Source organism: Oryzophilus luti (assembly GCF_059726245.1).
Genome location: NZ_AP040874.1, coordinates 1,127,697 through 1,147,466, shown reverse-complemented (window position 1 = coordinate 1,147,466; position 19,770 = coordinate 1,127,697). Strand labels below are relative to the sequence as shown.

The window sequence follows — 19,770 nt, the reverse complement described above, 5'->3', positions numbered from 1 at the left end:
AACCGGCCGCCACACTGGGCGCAGCGGCCTCCATCCTCCTGCATACTGATAAGTTAACAGAGTCTTGCCGGGTTGGACGAGGAAAGCCGCGCGAGTTCCATTGCGTTTGTGGATTCCTCTGCACGTGTGGCGGCGCACCGCAAGCGTCAATGCCGCGGCGCCCCGCGTCCCGTATAATGTTGGTTTATATAGATTGCGTTTTTCGCGCTGGAGAGAGAACCCCAAGTGGAACTGAAGGCAACCGTCAATCTGCCGAAAACAGCTTTTCCGATGAAAGCCAACCTGCCCACCAACGAGCCCAAAATGCTCGCGCACTGGGAGGAGTTGAAGATTTATGAGCTGATCCGCGCCTCGCGCAAGGGCCAGCCGCAGTACATCCTGCACGACGGTCCGCCCTACGCCAACGGCGCCATTCACCTCGGCCACGCGCTCAACAAGTGCTTGAAGGACTTCATCGTCAAGTCCAAGACGATGTCCGGCTTTGATTCGCCGTACATCCCCGGCTGGGATTGCCACGGCCTGCCCATCGAAATCAAGGTGGACGAGAAGCTTGGCCGTAAGAAGCTGGAGATGGACCCGCTGGCCGTCCGTTCGGAATGCCGCAAGTATGCCGAGAAGTTTCTGGACACGCAGCGCGAGCAGTTCAAGCGCCTCGGCGTCTTCGGGGACTTCGACCATCCCTACTCGACCATGACTCCCGAATACGAGGCGCGCGTGGCGGAGAACTTCTTCGCCTTCCTTGATAAGGACATGGTCTACAAGGGCCTGAAGCCGGTCTACTGGTGCATCCATGACAAGACCGCTCTGGCTGAGGCCGAAGTGGAGTACGCCGACCACACCTCGCCGAGCGTGTGGGTGCGCTACGCGCTGACCAGCACGCCGGAAGAGATTGATTCCGCGCTCAAGGGCCGCAAGGTCGCCACCATCATCTGGACGACCACGCCCTGGACGCTGCCGGCCTCGATGGCCGTGGCCTTCAACCCGGTGGAGCAGTACGTCGCGCTCGACTGTGGCGAATGGACGTACATCGTGGCCGAAAAGCTTGCGCCCGAGACGGCAAAGAACTGCGGATTGGGCGAGGAGCTGAAGACCATTGCGCGCTTCCCCGGCTCAGTGCTGGAGCGCAAGACCTTTGCGCACCCGTTCCTCGACCGCGTCATTCTTGGCGTAAACGCCGACTACGTCACCATGGACCAGGGCACCGGCGCGGTGCACACGGCTCCCTCGCACGGTGCGGACGACTTCTACACCGGCGTGAAATACGGCATCGACCCCACCTGCTATGTGGACGAAGCCGGACGCCTGACCGTGGGCCTCGACGAGTACAAGGGCAAGAAGGTTTTTGAGGCGAATGAGCCGATTGTGGAGATGCTGAAGGCTCGGGGCGTGCTCATGGGCCGCGCCAACATCTCGCACTCATACCCGCATTGCTGGCGCTGCCACAAGCCGGTCATCTTCCGCGCCACCGAGCAGTGGTTCATCTCGATGGAGGGCAAGCTCGACGGAGGCACGCTGCGCAGCGTCGCGCTCGATGAGATCAAGAAGGTGAAGTGGGACCCGGCGTGGGGCGAGGAGCGCATTGCAAACATGGTCGCCACCCGTCCGGATTGGTGCATCTCGCGCCAGCGCATCTGGGGCGTGCCCATCACAGTCTTCTTCTGCCAGAAGTGCGGCAAGGTGCTGCACTCGAAGGATGCCAACCGCGCCGTGGTCGAGATGTTCCGCAAGGAGGGCGCTGACTCCTGGTACGCCAAGAGCGCAGCGGAGATTCTGCCGGCGGGTACCAAGTGCGAATGCGGCTGCACCGACTTCCGCAAGGAAATGGACATCATCGACGTGTGGTTCGAGTCCGGCTCGTCGCAGGCCGCTGTGCTCGACGTGCGTCCAGAACTGCGCTGGCCGAGCGACCTCTACCTTGAGGGCGGCGACCAATATCGCGGCTGGTTCCACTCTTCCCTGCTTTGCGCCGTGGGCCTGCATGGAGCCTCGCCCTACAGGGCCGTCGCCACGAACGGCTGGACGCTCGACGAGCAGGGCCGCGCCATGTCCAAGTCACTCGGCAACACGGTAGACCCCGTTGACATTGCCAAGCGCATGGGCGGAGAAGTCGTCCGCTTCTGGGTCGCGTCGGTCGACTTCCGCGAGGACGTGGCTGCCAGCGAGAACCTGATGCAGCGCGTGGCGGAAAATTACCGCAAGATCCGCAACACGTTCCGCTACATCCTCGGCAACCTTGACGGATTTGTGCCCGCGCATGACGTGTTGATGTTCGACGAACTTGAGCCGATCGACCAGTACATGCTGCTGCGGACTTCAAAGTTTGTGCAGGAAGTGCTTGCCTGGTATGACCAGATGCTCTTCCATCGCGTCTACCAGCGGCTGAATGAGTTCGTAGTGGTTGACCTGAGCGCGGCGTACTTCTCCATCTTGCGCGACCGCCTCTACACCTTCCCGCGCAGCTCGCGCGAACGCCGCAGCGCACAGACCGCTCTGTGGCGCATTGGCGAGGCCCTCACGCGACTGGTGGCGCCTCTGCTCAGCTTCACCGCAGACGAGGTGTGGCAGCACCTGCCGCAGTTGCTGTCGCGTCCGGAGAGTGTGCATCTGGCACTGTTCCCCAGTGAGCACGACCTCACCGGCGAGATTGGCGACCCGGCAAAGAAGGCTGGCATCGAGGCCGACTTTGACCAGCTCTTCAAGGTGCGTGAAGACGTGCTGAAGGCGCTCGAAGAACTGCGCAAGAACAAGACGATCAATGACGGCCTTGAGGCACATGTGACCCTGACCGCTGGCGGCGCGACGTATGGTCTGCTCCAGCGTTACGTGGCGTACTTGCCGTCGCTGTTTGTGGTCAGCACCGTGGAACTGAAGCAGGGCGAAGGCGACACGGTGACCGCCGAGGCTTCCAAGGCTGCGGGCGCCAAGTGCGAACGCTGCTGGAACTACTCGACGCACGTGGGCGAAGACACGAAGTACCCCACTGTCTGCGAGCGTTGCAGCGCGGCCCTGAAGGTGATTGAACAGGAACAGGCCGGAGCGCAGCAGTAATGAATGCTGGCCGCACCCGCGCATGGCTCTATGCCATCTCGCTGTTCGTCATTGCGCTCGACCGCCTGACCAAGCTGTGGGTGGAGCGTCACATTGAACTGAACTGGGGATCGATTCCGGTGATCCCCAGCCTGTTCAGTCTCACGCATGTGGAGAACACGGGTGCGGCGTTCAGCCTGCTGGCGAATGCACCGGCGGCGGTTCGCGTGGGCGTGCTGGTCACGTTCTCGTCGGTCGCCATGATCGCCATCGGCGTCATCCTCTGGCGCGTCGGAAGCCAATGGAGCCTGCTCAACGTGTCGCTGGCGCTCGTGCTGGGTGGTGCAGTTGGCAACCTGTGGGACCGCGTGGTGCGGCAGCGCGTGACGGATTTTCTCCACGTCTATTACGGCAACTGGAGCTGGCCGGACTTCAACGTCGCCGACAGCGCCATTGTCGTGGGCGCCTGCCTGCTGATGCTTGAGATCATCTTTCCGAAGAAAGCTGCCGAATAGACCTTCCCGAATACTGACGCATAAAACAAAGCCGGGCGATTGCCCGGCTTTCTTCTTGCGCAATTGAGGCGCGTGTTATTCGGAAGCGCTGCTTGAGGTGTGTCCGCCCTGCGCTTGCGTGCGGATTGCGTCCTGCGGATAGAGGCGACGATAGACCTGCGCGTTGCGCACAATGGCCTGCACGTATTCGCGCGTTTCGGTGAACGGGATGGACTCGACGAACTCCGGAATATCGCGATACTGCCCACCGGCACGCCAGTCATCCACGCGGTTAGCGCCCGCATTGTAGGCGGCCAGTGCGTACTCCACCTGCCCCTCGAACTGGTCCACCATCTTGCGGAAGTAGCGCGTGCCAAGCTGCAGGTTGGTCGTGGGTTGCAGCAGGCTTGCGGTGGTAAAGCGCTTCACGCCTGCCTGCTTGGCCTCAGCCTTGCCGACCGCCGGAAGCAGTTGCATCAGGCCGTAGGCGTTGGCGCGAGAAACCGCTCCGGGGTTGAATTCACTTTCCTGGCGGATGAGCGACGCCACCATATACGGATCAAGCCCGCTCTCCTGCGAATAACGCCGCAGGTCGCTCCAGTATGGCTTCGGGAAGAGGATCTCCCAGTAGGCACGCGGCAGCGCAGGCAGGTCGAGCGAGTAGTAGTTGCTCACCGCCTTCTTCACGAACTGCAGCGCCCGATGTGACTGCCCGGCATCCTGGTAAAGATGCGCAATCGCCAGCGTCGCCCAGTTGGCACCATTGCCGCCTCCGGCCGCCTGCAACTCGCGCACGGCAAAATCGGTCAGCCCGGCATTGAGGAGCAGCCGGCTCTTCTCCACGCGCAGGTCTGTTTCCGGAGCAACGGTCTCCATCGCGTCCGGCGCAATGGAACTGGTGGGAGGAATGCGATCCAGCGCAATGTCATGCGTGGAGGTCTGATTCGTGCGCGGCAGTTCCGTGAGCCGCACGCCCGCCATGTAGCCATAGTAGTAATTGCGGAAGCGCGTGGCCAGCTTGGTGTAGTAATCCCGGGCCTTCGGCAGGTCTCCATCGCTCTCGGCAATGCGGGCGCGCCAGTAGAGCGCCGCGGGCACCTCAAGCGTCGCGGGATACCAGCCAATCTGGTCGTCGAAGGCCTTGCGCGCGTCCGCCACCCGCCCCATGCGATAGCTAAGCCAAGCCGCGCGCCAGTGCAGATAGCTGGCTCGTGAGCCCGATGGGAAGCGCTGCTGGGACTCGCGATAGGCCGCGATGGCGTTGTCGTAATCCTTCTTCAGCAAATAGTAATTGCCAAGCAGCAGCAGCGCCGGCTCCATCGCCGGGCTGCTCGCGGAAGCCTCTCTCGCTCGTGTCACGTAGTCAAGGAACGCGCTGTCGTTGTCCTGCGAGCGCGCAATCTCCGCCAGCAGCACCAAACGCTGCGCTTCGGTGTCGCCGGTTGCAGCAAGGCTTTCCAGCAGCATTCGGCTCCGGGTGACGTCGCCAGCCTTCTTCATGGCAGCCGCCTGTGAAACCTGCAACGCGGCGCGCATTTCTTCTGGAGCTTCAGGCACCGTGGCGCGGTACTCGGCAGTGGCATCGGCCCAGCGTCCGGCACGCTCCAAGGCCTGCGCGCGCATGCGGTGTTCCTGCAACGTGCCTGCCAGCGTGCTGCCCTGCCCCTGCATTTCCACTGCAGCCTTTGTGGCTTCCGGCGCGGCTGGCATGCTGAAGTAGAGATGCCGCAGAATCTCCATGCCCTTCGGTGCCTGTCCCGCGTGCAGATAGGCACGGCCGAGGGCAAGCTCCGTAGCTGCGCGCGCGGGAACTCTCTGGGCTTCCAGCACGCTGATGGCGGTCTGCGGGTCGGTGCTCGCCAGCGCCGCACCGTAAAGGTCGTTGGCCTCGCGCAGGAAGATCGACTCCGGGAAGTTGCGCTCGAAGTCCTTCAGCGTGATTACAACCTTCTCGCTGTCGTTCAACCCGTCATAGGCAACGCCCTGCAGGTAGCGCACGTAGTCGGCGAGTTCGCCCGCATGTTTGGCGGCCTTGGCCAGTTCGGGCACCGCGCGTGCGTAGTCTTTATCGAGAATGTGCGCGTAGCCCAGCGTCAGGCTCGCCATTGAACCGGCGTCGGTCCCGGCGTGCCGTGCGGCGTAGCTCTCCACGCCCTGGTAGGCAGAAGGCGTACGCGCGGCGATCAACTGCAGGGCCATCGGCTTCAGGTCGCTGGAGGCCACGAACACGCGGTTCATGCGCTGCGCCTTCGCCGGGGAAACCCTCTTCACAGTCGTTGTCTTACCGGCCGCTTTCTGCTTGGAGGCAGGGCCCTTCTTCGCGGCGATCACGGGAGCCTTGGCAGTTTTCTTCGCTGCCGTGCTGGAACTCTTCTTCTTCACGGAAGAAGGCTCCTCCGCAGAATTATCCGCAGCCTTCTTTGCGGCGCTCTTTCTTACAGAGGCTTTGGGCTTGGCTTTGGTGGCCTGCTTATGTTTTACAGGCGCGTTTTCGCTTGCTTCCTGCGCGCAGGAAACCACTGTGCAGCCAAGAACGGCTGCAATCACTACGGAAGTTAGGAGCTTGTGACGCATGACGTTACTGATAGTTTAACGCGGAACGGTGCCCCCGAGCAGTGCCGGGTCGCCCTGGGCGAGAATTCGGACAATCTCCTCGGTGAAAAAGTCCGGCTCCGGAACCAGCGCGCCAAATCGTTTGTTGTACGCGTCGCGGCTCTTCTGAATGTCGACCTTCAGGCGGTCGAGCAGATCGTGGTGCAAACGCCCTTCGGCCACGCGCGGCTGGTTGTAGAGCTTGATCTCCTCCACAAGCAGTTTGGCAAAGCGGCGCGCCTTGTCCTGCAACTCCGGGCTCGCTTGTGATTGCGTAGCGGCCGGGGCCGTTGCGGCAGCAGCCTGAACAGCAGGCGTATGGCTCTGTGCGCCGCCATTGGCTGGCACGGCGCTTGCGTGGGCAGGCGTGTGAGGAACCGACGCCACTACCGGCGCAGCTACCTGCCCGCGAGGCTGCGGCGGAACTGCATGTGTGATGGAAGCCTGTGCGGGCGCGGCATGAGTCGGAGCCGGCGTTGCAGCAGCAGCTTCCGCAGGCTGGTTCTTGCGGTATGCCTGAATCTCCAGCCACATCTCTGCCGTGTGTACCAGCAATTCGATGGCGGCGGTATCCGGCTCTCCGGAATTCTCCGCATACACAAGTGCCACCACGCGGTCGCGGATGATGACTGGCACCAGCAACGCAGAGGCCAACGGCTCGGAGCCAAGCGTTGCGGCCATCGCCGTTGAGACCGCCTCCGGGCTGGCAACGACGGCCCCATGAGAGTGCATCGCGCGGGCGGCCTCTCCGGAAGAACAGTCGAGTACGCAGCGCCGGAATGCGTCCATCGCAAATCCGCGCGCTTGCCAACCCGCGGCGTTATTGCCGCGAACAATCAGAAGTCCACAGCGCTCGGCAAATTTGGCCACGCCGTTCAGGAGCGCTTCCAATATCTCAGCCTGTGAGGACGGTCGACGAATGGAGGCGGCTGCTTCTGTCAGCTCGGTGGTGCCGCGCGGTGGCCGGTATTCCTCGGCAAAGCGTTCGGCAATGCCGCGCTCAATCATCTCGCGGTGGTACTCCAGCACGTCGCGCGTGATGCGCGCCACCATATCCCGGATTGCATTCTGATCAGACACGTCAGGCCTGCGCGGAAAAATCCGCTTGGCTTTGGATTATCCGAGGGAGGCATCATGGTGTCAATCGAGGGAGCGTGAGGAACCTGACTTGGCACCACACGAAAGTCACTCCAGATTCCCTCCCCTATTCGGAACGGCCATTGAGCATTTACAATAGAAATCGTAAGCGAATCGAAAACTCTGAATCGACAAAAGCATGGAAGCCATCGAAACCAAAATAGGTGAGCCAACCAGTGAAGAGTTGCCGCTGGTAGATGCCGCCCGAGCGGGCGACGTAGCGGCGTTCGAGAAGCTGGTTCGCCGGTATGACCGGAATGTCTTCCGCATTGCTCAGCATATTACGCAGAATCGCGAAGATGCTGAGGACGTGGTTCAGGATGCATTCCTGAAGGCATACCAGAATTTGGCCCAGTTCCAGGGCCAGTCGAAATTTTATACGTGGCTGGTTCGCATCACCGTGAATGAAGCGTTGATGCGGTTGCGGCGACGTCGTCCGGAGCGCATGGTCTCTCTGGATGAGGATGTGAAGACGGAAGAAGATTCCATGCCGCGCGAAATCGCGGACTGGTCTCCGAATCCGGAGCAGCTTTACAACCAGTCGGAGCTGAAGGAGATTCTGGGTAAAACCATCCAGGGTCTGCCGGCAAGCTTCCGCACCGTGTTCGTGCTGCGAGACGTGGAAGGGTTGTCGACGGAAGAGACCGCGGAAGCGCTGAACCTGAGCGTTCCCGCCGTCAAAAGCCGACTGCTGCGGGCGCGCCTGCAACTGCGGGAGCGTTTGACCAAGTACTTTAAAAGACGTGACTGAGTAATGGAGAGTTGCAACCGTGACTTGCTCTGACTTTCTCAACGAGCTGACCGACTACCTCGACAACTCGATGGATGCCCGCACCAAGGCGGAACTGGAAGAACACCTGACTTGGTGCCACAACTGCTACGTTGTCTGCAATACAACCAAGCGGACCATTGAGATTTACCGCGGATCGCAACTCTACGAACTCCCCGATGATCTTCGTTCGCGTCTACAATCGGCTATCGTCTCCAAGTGCGCGTGCTCCAAGAAGGAGCCTGTCGCCGAGGCCAAGGCAGAACCCAAGAAGTAATCGGCTGCACGTCAAACGGTTTCACGGTGCCGGGCTATATGCCCGGCTTCTCTTTTGCTAACTCATTCCATATGAAGGCCTTCGGAACTATCTCTCCTCGCGGTTGGCTGCTCCCTTCCCGCAAGCCTCCCTCCTCCGCTTAATCTGCATCCGTGCACGCGCCCAGGAATCAAACTGTTGTAAAGGAGTGCTCCACATGCCGGTCGTGGGGGCCGGTGGTCGTAGGAGTGCTCTGAAAGGGCAGTTTATGCTCGCCAATTTGTTCGACGTGGTTTTTGGGTGCTGGCACAAGCGTTACAGCTTCCCCATCTCCGCCAGGGGTATGCATCCGGTTCCGGATGCCGCCCGCCAGACGGGGATGTATGTGGTATGCCTCGATTGCGGGAAGGAGTTTCCGTATGACTGGCAAAGCATGAAGGTTCTTCCGCCAAAGGCCGAAGGGCAGGCACAGAGGGTTCCGGCGAAAGCGGCCGAGGATCTCGGCCGCGCCGCCTGATTCTGATTCAACGGGAAGACTGAACGCTCTGCGTTAGCGCGGAGAGTGCCTATGCGCCGTGTTCGCGCACGTGTGCCTGCAACTCGTCCACAATTTCCTTGCACGCGGCGCGGGCGCGGTCCCATTCGCCCGGAGGGAAGCTGATGGCACCGACGCGGGCGTGTCCGCCGCCGCCGTAGCGCTCGCATACCTTCGCGAGGTTCACCATCTTGGCCGGGTCAACTTCCGTCCACGGGTTGGAGCCTACGGAGATCTTGACGCGGAAGCTGCTCTTGCTCAGGCCTACGCTGTAGATGCTCTCCGGATGCAGGTAGTAAGGCACGAACTTGTTGTAGCCTTCCAGTTCGTACTGCGTCACGTCAAAGTAGAGCGTGCGGTCCTCGCAGATCGTGTGTTTGCGCAGGATGTCGATGGAGCGGTGGTGACGCTCCAGCAGGGCCGGAATGCGCTCGGCCACAAACGGTTCCTCCAGAATTTCTCCCAGCGGCCGCGTCGCCAGCAGCGGAATCAGGCGCGGGACAAAGACGTTGTCCTGGCTCGCCTCGATCACCATTGTCAACTTCATTGCAGGCTCTTTCATCCCGACGGCGACCTCGGCGTTCTCGTACAGCGCGCCGTCGATGATGTTGGCCCAGTGCACCATCTCCTCCACCGGCTTCAAGTCCATGCCAAAGCGCGTCTGCGCCACGGTGGCAATCAGCTTGGTGCAGGAGGTGAAGTCCGGATCGTAGAACATGCGATTGCTGGACTGCTGCTCAAAGTGTTCCGCGTCAGCCGGAGTCAGGAACGCGCTCTCGTGATGGTCAAACCACCAGGTGATTTTGGGCGAGGTGCTGTACTTGAAGTCGACGATGACGTTCTCGTCGCCGGTGAAGTCGTCCTCATTGAACAGCGCGCCGGCGCGATGCAGCAGGCCGGAATACTGGAACTCCGCGTTGGAGCGGATGCGCTCACGGTAGAAGCGCGAAAACAGCGAGGCCGAACAACTCCCATCGAAACACCGGTCGTGGTAGAAAACGCGAACGTTCACTGGCTCCCCTTGCCCGGACCTGCATCGTCAGGCCCTGTGCCCTGCCGTGCGGCGCGCATGGTGGCGCACCCGCTGTGGCGGAATCCGTTATCTTACCAGACCCGGGGACCGTCTGAAACCTAGGCGGGACGCGCAGCCATCTTCTTGCGGCAGGCTTCGCAGATTCCGTAAATCTGGAAGGTGTGGCGCGTGGTGGTGTAGTGGTGCTTGCGGCCGATTTCGCGCTCGATCTCTTCAATTTCCGGCGAGAAGAATTCAACCGAGCTGCCGCACTCGGTGCAGACCATGTGGTGATGCGTGCGCCGGTTGTACTTATGCTCGTAACGCGCCACGCCGTCATGGAAAGCCACTTCACTCGCGAGGCCGCACTCGGCCAGCAGCTTGAGCGTGCGGTAGACCGTGGTGAAGCCCACGCGCGCGTCCTTCTTCTTCACCAGCCGGTAGAGTTCGTCGGTTGACAGGTGATCGCGCGTCTCCATGAAGGTGCGCACGATGACGTCGCGCTGCGAGGTGTGCTTCAGCCCCACGCGCTTCAGGTGGTCGTGAAATATGGTCTCAGCCTCGCGCATGGTTTCGCGCGAGAGGGAGGAGTGATCATCAACCCGTTTCTGTGAGCTCGGTGCCATCCTGCGATCGGTGAAGCTGCGGAATTTCCGCTTCGGCGAAAGAATATCATCTTCAATTGCCATGCGAACGTTTTTCGTCCGCTTTGCGCGGCGCGGCACCATACGGGTAAGCCCCGACTTTGTTATTCTTGAGCTTTCGTGTGTGCAGGAGGAAAAGCCTTGGCTGAGAAGTTCACAGTCGGACTCATCCAGATGTCGTGCTCTCCGGAGCCCGACGATAACGTGGAGCGCGCCGTAGAGCATGTGCGCGAGGCCGCCCGCCGTGGCGCGCAGGTCATCTGCCTGCCGGAGCTGTTCCGGACGCAGTATTTCTGCCAGCGCGAGGACACCGCGCTGTTTGACCTGGCCGAGCCGATCCCCGGCCCCACGTCGCAGCGTTTTGTGGCCCTGGCGCGTGAGTTGAAGGTTGCCATCAACGTCTCGCTGTTTGAGCGCCGCGCCGCCGGCTTGTACCACAACACCTCGGTGATGATCGACAACCGCGGCGAAGTAGCCGGAATCTACCGGAAAATGCACATTCCGGACGACCCGCTCTACTACGAGAAGTACTACTTCACGCCCGGCGATCTCGGCTTCAAGGCCTTTGAGAGCGGCGTAGGCAAGATCGGCTCGCTCGTCTGCTGGGACCAGTGGTACCCGGAGGGTGCGCGGCTGACGGCCCTGCAGGGCGCGCACGTGCTCTTCTACCCCACCGCCATTGGCTGGCATCCGGCGGAGAAGGCCGAGTGGGGCGAGGCGCAATACGACGCCTGGCGCACCATTCAGCGCGCGCACGCCATCGCCAACGGCATCTATGTTGCCGGGGTGAATCGCGTGGGCCACGAGACTGGCAACATCCGCGGCAACCAGGCCGAGGGCGCAGGACTTGAATTCTGGGGCGGCTCGTTCCTGGCCGATCCCTTTGGCCGCGTCATCGCCCAGGCCGCGCACGACCGCGAAGAAATTTTGATCGGTGAAATCGATCCGCGCCTGCAGGAGGAGATTCGCCGCAACTGGCCATTCCTGCGCGACCGCCGCATCGACGCCTACGGGCAGATCACCGAACGCATGTTGATTTGAGGAGCAAGATGAAGAAGCAAGCAGCGCCCGCAGTCCCTGGAACCTTGAAGTCGCTCGGCTACCGCATGCCCGCCGAGTGGGAGCCTATGGCCGCCACCTGGATGGTGTGGCCGCACAACCGCAGCGACTGGCCGGGCAAGTTCGAACCCATTCCCTACGTCTACGCCGAAATCGTGCGCCAGCTTTCGCTCGCCGGCCGCGTGGAACTTGTGGTGAATGACGAAGCCCACGAGAACCGCGCGCGCAAGGTGCTAGCCTTTGCCAACGTGCTGCCCACAGCGGAGAAGAACATTCGTTTCCACCGCTGGCCTACCAATCGCGGCTGGACGCGCGACTCCGGGCCGATCTTCGTGCGCAACCGCCGAGGCGAGGTGGCGCTGACAAACTGGCGCTTCAACGCCTGGGCCAAGTACAAGAACTGGCAGTTGGATAACGAACTGCCCGCGCACATTGCCGAATTGCTTGGCCTGCCTGCCTTCGACCCGGTGGTGCTCACCAACGATGATGCAATCCACGTTGTGCTGGAAGGCGGCAGCATTGACGTGGACGGCCGCGGCACGCTGCTGACGACCGAGGAATGCCTGCTCAGCAAGGTGCAGCAGCGCAATCCGGAGCTGAAGCGCGCCGACCTCGAAGCGGTCTTCAACATCCTGCTTGGCGTGAAGAAGGTCATCTGGCTCGGGCGCGGCATTACCGGCGACGACACGCATGGGCACGTGGATGACATTGCCCGCTTCGTGGCTCCGCACACGGTGCTGGCCGCCTGGGAGGACAACCCGCGCGACGCCAACCACAAGCCGCTCAAGGAGAACTTCGAGCGCCTCTCCAAGGCCACCGACGCCGCTGGCAAAAAGCTGACGGTCATCAAGCTGCCCATGCCCGCGCCCGTCATCATTGACGAACAGCGCGTGCCGGCGAGCTACGCCAATTTCTACATCTTTAACGGCGTGGTGCTGGTGCCGACCTTTAACGACGCGAACGACCTGAAGGCGCTGACCATCATCCAGAAGGCGATGCCCAAGCACAAGGTCATCCCCATCTACTCCGGCGACCTCATCTGGGGCCTCGGCGCTATCCACTGCATGACGCAGCAGCAACCGAAGTAGCTGCGAGCTTCGCATACGACTCAGCAGCCCTGGACTTCCGGGGCTGCTCGCTTTTGCGCGGAATTGCCGCAGGCCTTTGGTCGCGACCGGCCTCCGTGTACCATGAATGCGATGAGCAACCAGCCCCACGACGAACTCTGGATGGAAGAAGCCTTGCGTGAGGCCGTGCGTGCGCAGGCCGCCGGAGAGGTGCCAATTGGCGCCGTCGTCGTCTCCGAGGGCCGCATTGTCGGGCGCGGCTGGAACCAGGTGATCACCACCGGCGACCCCACAGGGCATGCGGAGATTGTGGCGCTGCGCGAGGCCGCTCGCACGCTCGGCAACTACCGGCTCGCGGGCTGCGAGCTGTACGTCACGCTGGAGCCATGCGCCATGTGCGCCGGGGCCATTACGCACGCGCGCATTGCGCGGCTCATCTTCGGCGCCGCAGACCCCAAGGCCGGAGCCGTCGGTGGCGCGCTCGCGGTGCTGAACCACCCGGCGCTCAACCATCGCGTGGAGGTCACACCGGGCGTCCTCGCCGCCCGCTCCATGGCGATGCTGCAGGCATTCTTCCGCGCACGCCGCGAGCGCCTGTAACGCCCGCAGCTCTGCGCTCTCCGCGAGATATCCATGCGGGCAATACGAGTTTTCCACTGATCTTCGGGCGGCTCCCGTGACGCTACGCGCCAGTTTTGTTACACTGTTCGAGAAGCGATAGCTTCCTGCAACCACGCGGAGAGGTGCGTGAGTGGTTGAAACGAGCCGCCTCGAAAGCGGCCATAGGTGAAAGCCTATCGGGGGTTCAAATCCCTCCCTCTCCGCCATCTACAAACCCGCAATTCATGCGGGTTTTTGATTTTTCCGGCACACTCCACTGTTCACCGGCCTTTCGCGTCCGCGCCATCCTGAATGCGGCGTATTCTTGATAGAGGGGCCTCCTTGCATTGCGCATGCGCTGCACCGCTGTTTGCGGCGGGCAGGACTCTTCGCGCAAAATCCGTTGGCGGCCCGGCAAGGCATGAAGATCCGGTTTCCTTTTCTTTCCGTTTCCCTGTTCCTGATGATTTCACTGGCCGCGCCGCTGGCGCAGGCCGCGCAGTTCAAGGTTTCCATTGGCTCGCTGGAGCGCACGCTCAAGCAGCGCGTCTTTAACACGCCGGATGGCCGCTACTATCTGAAGGGCGATCCTCACTCGGCGTGCAACCTCTACGTGGAAGACCCGCATCTTTCCTTCGCGGGCGACCGCATTCTGGTGCGCGTGCACACCGCCGGACACTACGGCAAGCAGATCGCGGGCCGCTGCATCGGCGTGCCCATCTCCATGAACACCACGATTTCGCTGGCACCGACCGCGCAGGGCGAGGTCATCGGCGTAACCGATGCGCGCATTGACCGCCTGAGCGACAGCTCGGAGATCAACTTCATCCTCAATCCGTTTCTGCGCAACAAGGTCCCCAGCGGCATGAGCATCAACGCCGCCACCATGCTGCGCGAGACGCTGACGAAGTCCACCGAAACCAGCGGCTACCCCGTCAGCCTGGACAAACTGGAGATGCGCTCGGCGCACGTCACCGACCGCTTCCTCGTCGTCGATTACGAGAGCGATATGCGTATTGAGTAGCTGCGCCGCTCGCGCGCAAAAGAAGAAGCCCCGCCAGGTGCGGGGCTTTTCTGTGTACCTCCGAGCCGTGCTACACCACGAAGTACTTGGCGTTCGGGTGGTGCACGATGATGGCAGAGGTGCTCTGCTCGGGCTCCAGAAGATACGTTGAGGTGAGGCGCACGCCGATGGCCTCCTCGGGCTTGAGTAGCGCGAACAGCTTCGTCTGATCTTCCAGGTTCGGGCACGCCGGGTAGCCAAACGAGTAGCGCGCGCCACGGTACTTCTGATGGAAGAGGTCGCTGATGCGCTCGGCATCGTCACCGGCCATGCCAAGCTCGGTGCGGATGCGCTTGTGCATGTACTCCGCGAGTGCCTCGGCGGTCTCCACGCTCAGGCCGTGCATGTAGAGATAGCGCGTGTATTCGCCGCCCTCGAACAGCTTCTGCGTCTCGTGGCTGGCCTGCTCGCCAATGGTGACCACGCTCATGCCGATGACGTCTGCCACGCCCGACGACTGCGGCCGGAAGAAATCTGCAATGCAGAGCCGGCGTCCGTCGCGCTGGCGCGGCAGCGTGATGCGCTGGATTTCCTTCAGGTCGGCAGGCAGCGCCGCACCGGCCTTCACGCCCTCGCGCGCTTCATAGATGATGAGGTCGTTGCCGTTGCTCTGGCATGGCCAGTAGCCGTAGACAACCTTCGGCGTGAACCAACCGGCGTCGATCACGTCCTTCTCAAGGCCGCGCAGAACCGGACGATATTTCTCTTCCACCAGCCGCAGGTAATCGTGTTGCGCGGCGGTCTTGAGCTGCCACTGGTTCTTGAACAGCGCCGTCTCGTTGATGTAGTCGAACAGCGTTGACAGCTCGAAATCGGTGGTCTTGCGCACGCCCCAGAATGGCGGCTGCGGTATCGGCGCCTCCGGAATCGCATCACGCGGAGCCGCCGGAGCGTCGGGAACCTCCTCTGCCACGGGTCGCGTGAACTCCTTCACCTCGTGACCTTCGGCAAGAGCGGCCTCGCGCTCACTGCCGCAAAGCTTCTCCATCGCGTGCAGACCGGCGAACGCGTCTTCGGCGTAGAAGACCGCGGACTGGTACTCCCGGCGAAGATCATCCTCCACGTACTTGCGCGTGAGCGCCGCGCCGCCGCAGATGACGGGATACTTCAGCCCCTGCAGTTGCAGGTCCTGCACCACGTACTTCATCTCGAGTGTCGACTTCACGAGCAGGCCACTGAGTCCGATGGCGTCAGCGTTGTGCTCCTTGGCGGACTCGATGATGGTCTCCGCCGGCTGCTTGATGCCGAGGTTGACGACCTTGAAGCCGTTGTTGCTCAGAATGATGTCGACGAGGTTCTTGCCAATGTCATGCACATCGCCCTTGACCGTGGCCAGCACCATGGTTCCCTTGTGCGAGCCCTCCGTCTTCTCCATCTTCGGCTCAAGGTGTGCGACGGCGGCCTTCATAACAGCAGCGGAATCAAGCACTGAAGGCAACTGCATTTTGCGCGCGCCAAACAGGTCGCCGACGGTCCGCATGGCGTCGAGCAGCACGGTGTTGATCAGGTTGAGAGGCGTGTAGCCCTGCGTGAGCGCAGTTTCCAGCAGTTGCTCCAGCGTCTGCTTCTGCTCTCCCTCGCCCACCATCTTTTCGCCCTGAATGATGCAGAACTTCAGCTTGTCTTCGAGCGTCAGGCGTTCGATGTGAGCGGTTGTCACCACTTCCTTCACGCCCTTGCGCGCCTCAAAGTGCTTCATGTAGTTCTGCAGCGGATCGCCTGCGCTCCAGTCGGCAAAGACGAGCTTTCGCGCCAGCTCCACTTCAGCTTCCGGCAGCTTATAGAGCGGATAAATCTTGCTGTAATTGACGATGGCCACGTCGAGGCCGCGCGCCACCGCCTCACTCAGGAAGACCGAGTTCAACACGCGCCGCGCATAGGTGTTCAGGCCGAACGAGATGTTCGACACACCCAGCACGGTGCGGCACTCGGGCAATTCCTTCTTGATGCGCTCGACGGCCTTGAGCGTCTCAATGCCCGCCGTGCGGTAGTCCTCCTGGCCGGTCGAGATCGGCAGCGTCAGCGCGTCGAAGATCAGGTCGCGCGGATCAACGCCGTACTTGTTCACCGCCAGGCCATGGATGCGGTGCGCGATAGCGGTCTTCTTCTCCGCCGTCAGTGCCATGCCCTCTTCGTCGATGGTGAGCGCGATGACCGCCGCACCGTAGCGGCGCGCCATAGGCAGCACGCGGCTGGAGCGCTTCTCCCCATCCTCGAGGTTGATGGAGTTGATGATGGCCTTGCCGGGGATGCGCTTCAGCGCCTCTTCAATCACATCGGCTTCGGTGGAATCAACCACGATTGGCGCGGGAATACGCGTCGCGATCTTTTCCAGCACACCGGAGATGTGCGCCTTCTCATCCTCGCCAACGATGGCGCAGCACAGGTCGAGCATGTGCGAGCCTTCGTTCACCAGCTTCTTCGCCAGCGTCAGAATGCCGTCGTAGTCCTTGGCGCGCACCAGGTTGCGGAAGTGCTCCATGCGCGTGGTGGTGTTCATCTCCTCGGCCACGATCAGCGGCTTCGGTTCCAGGTCAAGCGGCACGGAGCTATAGGCGCTGGCAACGGAGGCAGCATTGCTCACCTTGCGAGGCTTCGGCGTAAGACCGCTGACAGCCTTTGCCACCGCCGCCAGGTGCGCGGGCGTGGTGCCGCAGCAGCCGCCAACCACGCGCACGCCATAGTCGAGGACAAAGTGGCGATGATACTCAGCCAGTTCCTCCGGAGTCAGCTTGTAGACGGCCCGGCCTCCCACGTTCTGCGGCAGGCCTGCGTTGGGCAGCACGGAAACGTGCTTCTCGGAGTACTCGCACAGGTAGCGCACGGCGTCGTTCATTTCGCGCGGGCCGGTGGCGCAGTTCAGGCCGATCACGTCCACGTCGAACGCCTGCAGCGTGGTCAACGCGGCGCCAATCTCCGTGCCGAGCAACATCGTGCCCGTCGCCTCCAGCGTCACCTGCACCTGCACGGGGACGCGGCGACCGGCCTTCTTCATGGCGTCAAAGGCGGCAACCACACCGGCCTTGGCTTGCAGAATGTCCTGACAGGTTTCCACCAGCAGCACATCCACGCCGCCTTCCAGCAGCGCATCCATCTGCTCCACGTAGAGCGCCACCATGTCATCAAAGCTGATATGGCCGAGCGAGGGCAGCTTGGTGGTCGGGCCGACAGACCCGGCGATAAAGCGCGGCTTGTCGGGCGTGGAGAATTGGTCGGCGACGGATCGGGCCAGCTTGGCAGCCGCCAAGTTCAGTTCGTGGACCTTGTCTTCCAAGCCGTACTCGGCCAGCACCACGCGTGTGTTGCCAAACGTGTCGGTCTCCACCACGTCGCAGCCGGCGGCAAAATACTCCGCGTGGATGTCGCGGATGATGTCCGGACGGCTCAGTACGAGCAGCTCGTTGCAGCCCTCCTTGCCCCAGTAGTCGTCGGGCGTCGGGTTGCGGAACTGTATGTTGGTGCCCATCGCGCCGTCGTAGATGACCACGCGTTCGTTCAGTGCCTTCAGAAAGTCAGACATAGATTCCTTGTGCCTCGCCGCGGTTCTATCGACCGTCGTGCGCTTATCTGTTCAGGATAAATGATTGCGACGGCTGACGGCGCTTGTTCCGCGTCAACAAACCGGGGCAAGAGAAAGGCCGGTCTGCGCGACCGGCCTTCCGCAACGCTCGTCGCGCGGTGAATCAGCGCGCCAGCATCTCCTGCTTGTCCTGCTCGCGGTTGTTGAACGCGGCATTCTCGCCCACATGCGCGGGCGCGGCGGCCAGCAACTGTTCCTTGCGGTAGATCAGGTTCGTGGCATTGAAGGTGCCAAGCTCAAAGCCGTGACCGTGCGTAATTGCATCGGTTGGGCAGGCCTCCACGCAGTAGCCGCAGAAGATGCAGCGGTTGTAGTCGATGTTATAGACCTTGGCATAGCGCTCGGCTCCGCTGACGCGATGCTCCTCGGTGTTCTCTGCTGCTTCAATGTAGATACAGTTCGAGGGGCAGGCGGCGGCGCAAAGGAAGCAGGCCACGCACTTCTCCAGCCCATTCTCATCGCGCTGGAGCACATGCAGACCGCGGAAACGTTCCTGGAAGACCGCTCCGCGCAGCGGTCCCGGCCCATCCGGGTAATTTTCAACAGTGGTGGGCTTGAACATCTCGCTGAACGTGATGCTCATTCCCTTGGCGATGGCGGTGATGTTGTTGATGATCCCCATACTCACCCGTGCCGGACAGTATATATGCGAACCGGCGGCTTGGCCAACAATTCGCAGGCACAGCTTGTGCCGATGCTAGAATGAGCCAGACGCGTCCCTCCCTGTCGGGCCGTGAGGATTTCATGGGACTCCTGAAACACCTGCTCCTCGTCTCCCTCGATAATTGCGAGAATCCCCGCTCGTGGAGCGGCACGCCATACACGCTCCGCCACAAGCTGGAAGAACGGCTGGAGAAGCTGACCGTGCTGACCGCGATGCGTCCCAAGCGTACGCTGCACACCGCATTGCTGCGGAAATGGCACGGCGGCACGCCTCCCCGGTATCCTCTGGTACTTACAGACCCGGCGTTGCGCGAATTCGCACGCCTTACGCAGGAAGCCATCAGACGCGAGCAGCCTGACGCACTGCTTTCCATTTCGAGCCACTCGCTGATTTTTCTTCCCCCTGGTATTCCGCGCTTCATGTTCTCAGACGCGCCGTGGCTCGCGTGGAAGCGCGCCTATGCTCAGTTCGACGAGATGCCGATACTTGGAGCAAAGTTCGCGGCACAGGAGGCCGCTGCCGCACGCACCTGCGATGGCATCATCTTCTCCTCGGAGTGGGCCACACGCCAGGCCCAGGCGCTGTACAAGGTCGACGAGAGCAGGCTCCACGTCATCCCGATGGGAGCGCATAGCGTACCAACGGCCTCGCGGGAGGAATTGCTCCGCGCCGTGGATCAACGCTCCAGTGCCGGGCTGCGCCTGCTCTTCATTGGCAAGGACTGGGAGCGGAAAGGTGGCCCACAGGCCATCGGGATCGCTCGGCGGCTGCGCGATGCAGGCCTACCCGCAACCCTGGATATTGTTGGCTGCAAGCCGCCTCTGACCGCTGATGACCACACCTTCTGCACGGTTCATGGACTGTTGAACCGGGATGTCCCGGCTGAAAATGAGAAGCTCAACCAGCTACTGATGGAGGCACACTTCTTCGTTCTTCCCACTCACGCCGAATGCTTCGGCCTGGTCTTTGCGGAGGCCCAGGCTTATGGCCTGCCTGTGATTGCCTCCACTGTTCATGCCGTGCCATCGGTGGTCGCTGATGGCGTTACGGGCATTCTGGAAGCTGCCGACGCTCCGGCCGAACGATTCGTTCAGCGCATTTTTCCCTTGCTCGAAAACGATATGGCAGGCTATCGGGCTATGGCGCGGGCCGCGCGCGATCGCTATGAGGCGACGTTGAACTGGGACTCCTTCACAGACCGGCTGATTTCCCTCATCGAATCTGCGCTCGCCACCGGAACCGCGACGGCGACTCCCCTCTCGCGCTAGGAT

At 61.9% G+C, this 19,770-nt stretch carries 16 protein-coding genes and 1 tRNA gene; 11 read left to right on the top strand and 6 right to left on the bottom strand.

Translation table 11 applies throughout. From position 1 onward, the window contains the following. Positions 1-225 precede the first annotated feature (225 nt). Together ileS and lspA are read left to right on the top strand one after the other, a co-directional pair. Positions 226-3,048 carry an isoleucine--tRNA ligase gene (ileS, locus tag AC6IZO_RS04990; RefSeq protein WP_497808594.1) on the top strand — a complete coding sequence of 941 codons (2,823 nt, stop codon included), beginning with the start codon at positions 226-228 and terminating at the stop codon, positions 3,046-3,048. Further along, positions 3,048-3,542: a signal peptidase II gene (gene lspA / locus AC6IZO_RS04985; protein WP_497808592.1), complete on the top strand. Its 495-nt coding sequence runs from the start codon at positions 3,048-3,050 to the stop codon at positions 3,540-3,542. The genes ileS and lspA overlap by 1 nt, the downstream gene beginning before the upstream one ends. A 75-nt stretch (positions 3,543-3,617) precedes the next feature. On the opposite strand, the gene AC6IZO_RS04980 is transcribed toward lspA, so the two are convergent. Both AC6IZO_RS04980 and AC6IZO_RS04975 read right to left on the bottom strand, forming a co-directional pair. Further along, positions 3,618-5,903: a lytic transglycosylase domain-containing protein gene (locus tag AC6IZO_RS04980; protein ID WP_497808590.1), complete on the bottom strand. Its 2,286-nt coding sequence runs from the start codon at positions 5,901-5,903 to the stop codon at positions 3,618-3,620. A 207-nt stretch (positions 5,904-6,110) separates the two neighbouring features. Beyond that, positions 6,111-7,193 carry a hypothetical protein gene (locus tag AC6IZO_RS04975; protein ID WP_497808588.1) on the bottom strand — a complete coding sequence of 361 codons (1,083 nt, stop codon included), beginning with the start codon at positions 7,191-7,193 and terminating at the stop codon, positions 6,111-6,113. A gap of 196 nt (positions 7,194-7,389) precedes the next feature. Between AC6IZO_RS04975 and AC6IZO_RS04970 the strand changes: the two genes are divergently transcribed. The 3 genes from AC6IZO_RS04970 (at position 7,390) to AC6IZO_RS04960 (ending at position 8,792) form a co-directional block, all read left to right on the top strand. Beyond that, positions 7,390-8,001: a sigma-70 family RNA polymerase sigma factor gene (locus AC6IZO_RS04970; protein ID WP_497808586.1), complete on the top strand. Its 612-nt coding sequence runs from the start codon at positions 7,390-7,392 to the stop codon at positions 7,999-8,001. Positions 8,002-8,020: 19 nt separating this feature from the next. Next, on the top strand, positions 8,021-8,296 hold the full coding sequence (locus tag AC6IZO_RS04965; protein ID WP_497808584.1) for an anti-sigma factor family protein: 276 nt from the start codon (positions 8,021-8,023) through the stop codon (positions 8,294-8,296). A 196-nt stretch (positions 8,297-8,492) separates the two neighbouring features. Continuing rightward, complete coding sequence (locus AC6IZO_RS04960) at positions 8,493-8,792, top strand: hypothetical protein (RefSeq protein WP_497808582.1); 300 nt, start codon at positions 8,493-8,495, stop codon at positions 8,790-8,792. 49 nt (positions 8,793-8,841) lie between these two features. Here the strand turns inward: AC6IZO_RS04960 and AC6IZO_RS04955 are convergent, their stop codons facing one another. Together AC6IZO_RS04955 and AC6IZO_RS04950 are read right to left on the bottom strand one after the other, a co-directional pair. Then, positions 8,842-9,822 (bottom strand): DHH family phosphoesterase, encoded by a 981-nt coding sequence (locus tag AC6IZO_RS04955; protein ID WP_497808580.1) that lies wholly within the window; start codon positions 9,820-9,822, stop codon positions 8,842-8,844. A gap of 119 nt (positions 9,823-9,941) precedes the next feature. Further along, positions 9,942-10,448, bottom strand: a complete 507-nt coding sequence (locus AC6IZO_RS04950; RefSeq protein ID WP_497808578.1) for a Fur family transcriptional regulator — start codon at positions 10,446-10,448, stop codon at positions 9,942-9,944. Between the two features lie 192 nt (positions 10,449-10,640). Here AC6IZO_RS04950 and AC6IZO_RS04945 point away from each other — a divergent pair, with 192 nt between their 5' ends. The 5 genes from AC6IZO_RS04945 to AC6IZO_RS04925 all read left to right on the top strand — a co-directional run bounded on the left by AC6IZO_RS04945 (position 10,641) and on the right by AC6IZO_RS04925 (position 14,216). After that, on the top strand, positions 10,641-11,507 hold the full coding sequence (locus AC6IZO_RS04945; protein ID WP_497809924.1) for a carbon-nitrogen hydrolase: 867 nt from the start codon (positions 10,641-10,643) through the stop codon (positions 11,505-11,507). A gap of 8 nt (positions 11,508-11,515) precedes the next feature. Beyond that, a complete protein-coding gene (locus AC6IZO_RS04940) occupies positions 11,516-12,613 on the top strand; it encodes an agmatine deiminase family protein (RefSeq protein ID WP_497808576.1) in 1,098 nt (365 codons plus the stop codon). Between the two features lie 111 nt (positions 12,614-12,724). Further along, a complete protein-coding gene (tadA, locus tag AC6IZO_RS04935) occupies positions 12,725-13,192 on the top strand; it encodes a tRNA adenosine(34) deaminase TadA (RefSeq protein ID WP_497808574.1) in 468 nt (155 codons plus the stop codon). A 137-nt stretch (positions 13,193-13,329) separates the two neighbouring features. Next, positions 13,330-13,419, top strand: a tRNA-Ser gene (locus tag AC6IZO_RS04930). A 194-nt stretch (positions 13,420-13,613) separates the two neighbouring features. Next, positions 13,614-14,216: a hypothetical protein gene (locus AC6IZO_RS04925; protein ID WP_497808572.1), complete on the top strand. Its 603-nt coding sequence runs from the start codon at positions 13,614-13,616 to the stop codon at positions 14,214-14,216. A gap of 70 nt (positions 14,217-14,286) precedes the next feature. Here the strand turns inward: AC6IZO_RS04925 and metH are convergent, their stop codons facing one another. Both metH and nuoI read right to left on the bottom strand, forming a co-directional pair. Continuing rightward, positions 14,287-17,775, bottom strand: coding sequence for a methionine synthase (gene metH, locus AC6IZO_RS04920; RefSeq protein WP_497808570.1), 3,489 nt, complete (start codon positions 17,773-17,775; stop codon positions 14,287-14,289). A 163-nt stretch (positions 17,776-17,938) separates the two neighbouring features. Next, positions 17,939-18,457 carry an NADH-quinone oxidoreductase subunit NuoI gene (gene nuoI, locus AC6IZO_RS04915; RefSeq protein ID WP_497808568.1) on the bottom strand — a complete coding sequence of 173 codons (519 nt, stop codon included), beginning with the start codon at positions 18,455-18,457 and terminating at the stop codon, positions 17,939-17,941. Positions 18,458-18,537: 80 nt separating this feature from the next. On the opposite strand from nuoI, the gene AC6IZO_RS04910 reads away from it, so the two are divergent. Then, positions 18,538-19,767 carry a glycosyltransferase family 4 protein gene (locus AC6IZO_RS04910; protein ID WP_497808566.1) on the top strand — a complete coding sequence of 410 codons (1,230 nt, stop codon included), beginning with the start codon at positions 18,538-18,540 and terminating at the stop codon, positions 19,765-19,767. Positions 19,768-19,770: the final 3 nt, after the last annotated feature.

What these genes read in the sequence shown, in the direction of transcription:
- lspA (WP_497808592.1), top strand. Translation starts at nt 3,048, where the DNA reads ATGAATGCTGGCCGCACCCGCGCATGGCTCTATGCCATCTCGCTGTTC.
- AC6IZO_RS04970 (WP_497808586.1), top strand. Translation starts at nt 7,390, where the DNA reads ATGGAAGCCATCGAAACCAAAATAGGTGAGCCAACCAGTGAAGAGTTG.
- AC6IZO_RS04960 (WP_497808582.1), top strand. Translation starts at nt 8,493, where the DNA reads ATGCCGGTCGTGGGGGCCGGTGGTCGTAGGAGTGCTCTGAAAGGGCAG.
- AC6IZO_RS04950 (WP_497808578.1), bottom strand. Translation starts at nt 10,448, where the DNA reads ATGGCACCGAGCTCACAGAAACGGGTTGATGATCACTCCTCCCTCTCG.
- AC6IZO_RS04945 (WP_497809924.1), top strand. Translation starts at nt 10,641, where the DNA reads ATGTCGTGCTCTCCGGAGCCCGACGATAACGTGGAGCGCGCCGTAGAG.
- AC6IZO_RS04940 (WP_497808576.1), top strand. Translation starts at nt 11,516, where the DNA reads ATGAAGAAGCAAGCAGCGCCCGCAGTCCCTGGAACCTTGAAGTCGCTC.
- tadA (WP_497808574.1), top strand. Translation starts at nt 12,725, where the DNA reads ATGAGCAACCAGCCCCACGACGAACTCTGGATGGAAGAAGCCTTGCGT.
- AC6IZO_RS04925 (WP_497808572.1), top strand. Translation starts at nt 13,614, where the DNA reads ATGAAGATCCGGTTTCCTTTTCTTTCCGTTTCCCTGTTCCTGATGATT.
- metH (WP_497808570.1), bottom strand. Translation starts at nt 17,775, where the DNA reads ATGTCTGACTTTCTGAAGGCACTGAACGAACGCGTGGTCATCTACGAC.
- nuoI (WP_497808568.1), bottom strand. Translation starts at nt 18,457, where the DNA reads ATGGGGATCATCAACAACATCACCGCCATCGCCAAGGGAATGAGCATC.
- AC6IZO_RS04910 (WP_497808566.1), top strand. Translation starts at nt 18,538, where the DNA reads ATGAGCCAGACGCGTCCCTCCCTGTCGGGCCGTGAGGATTTCATGGGA.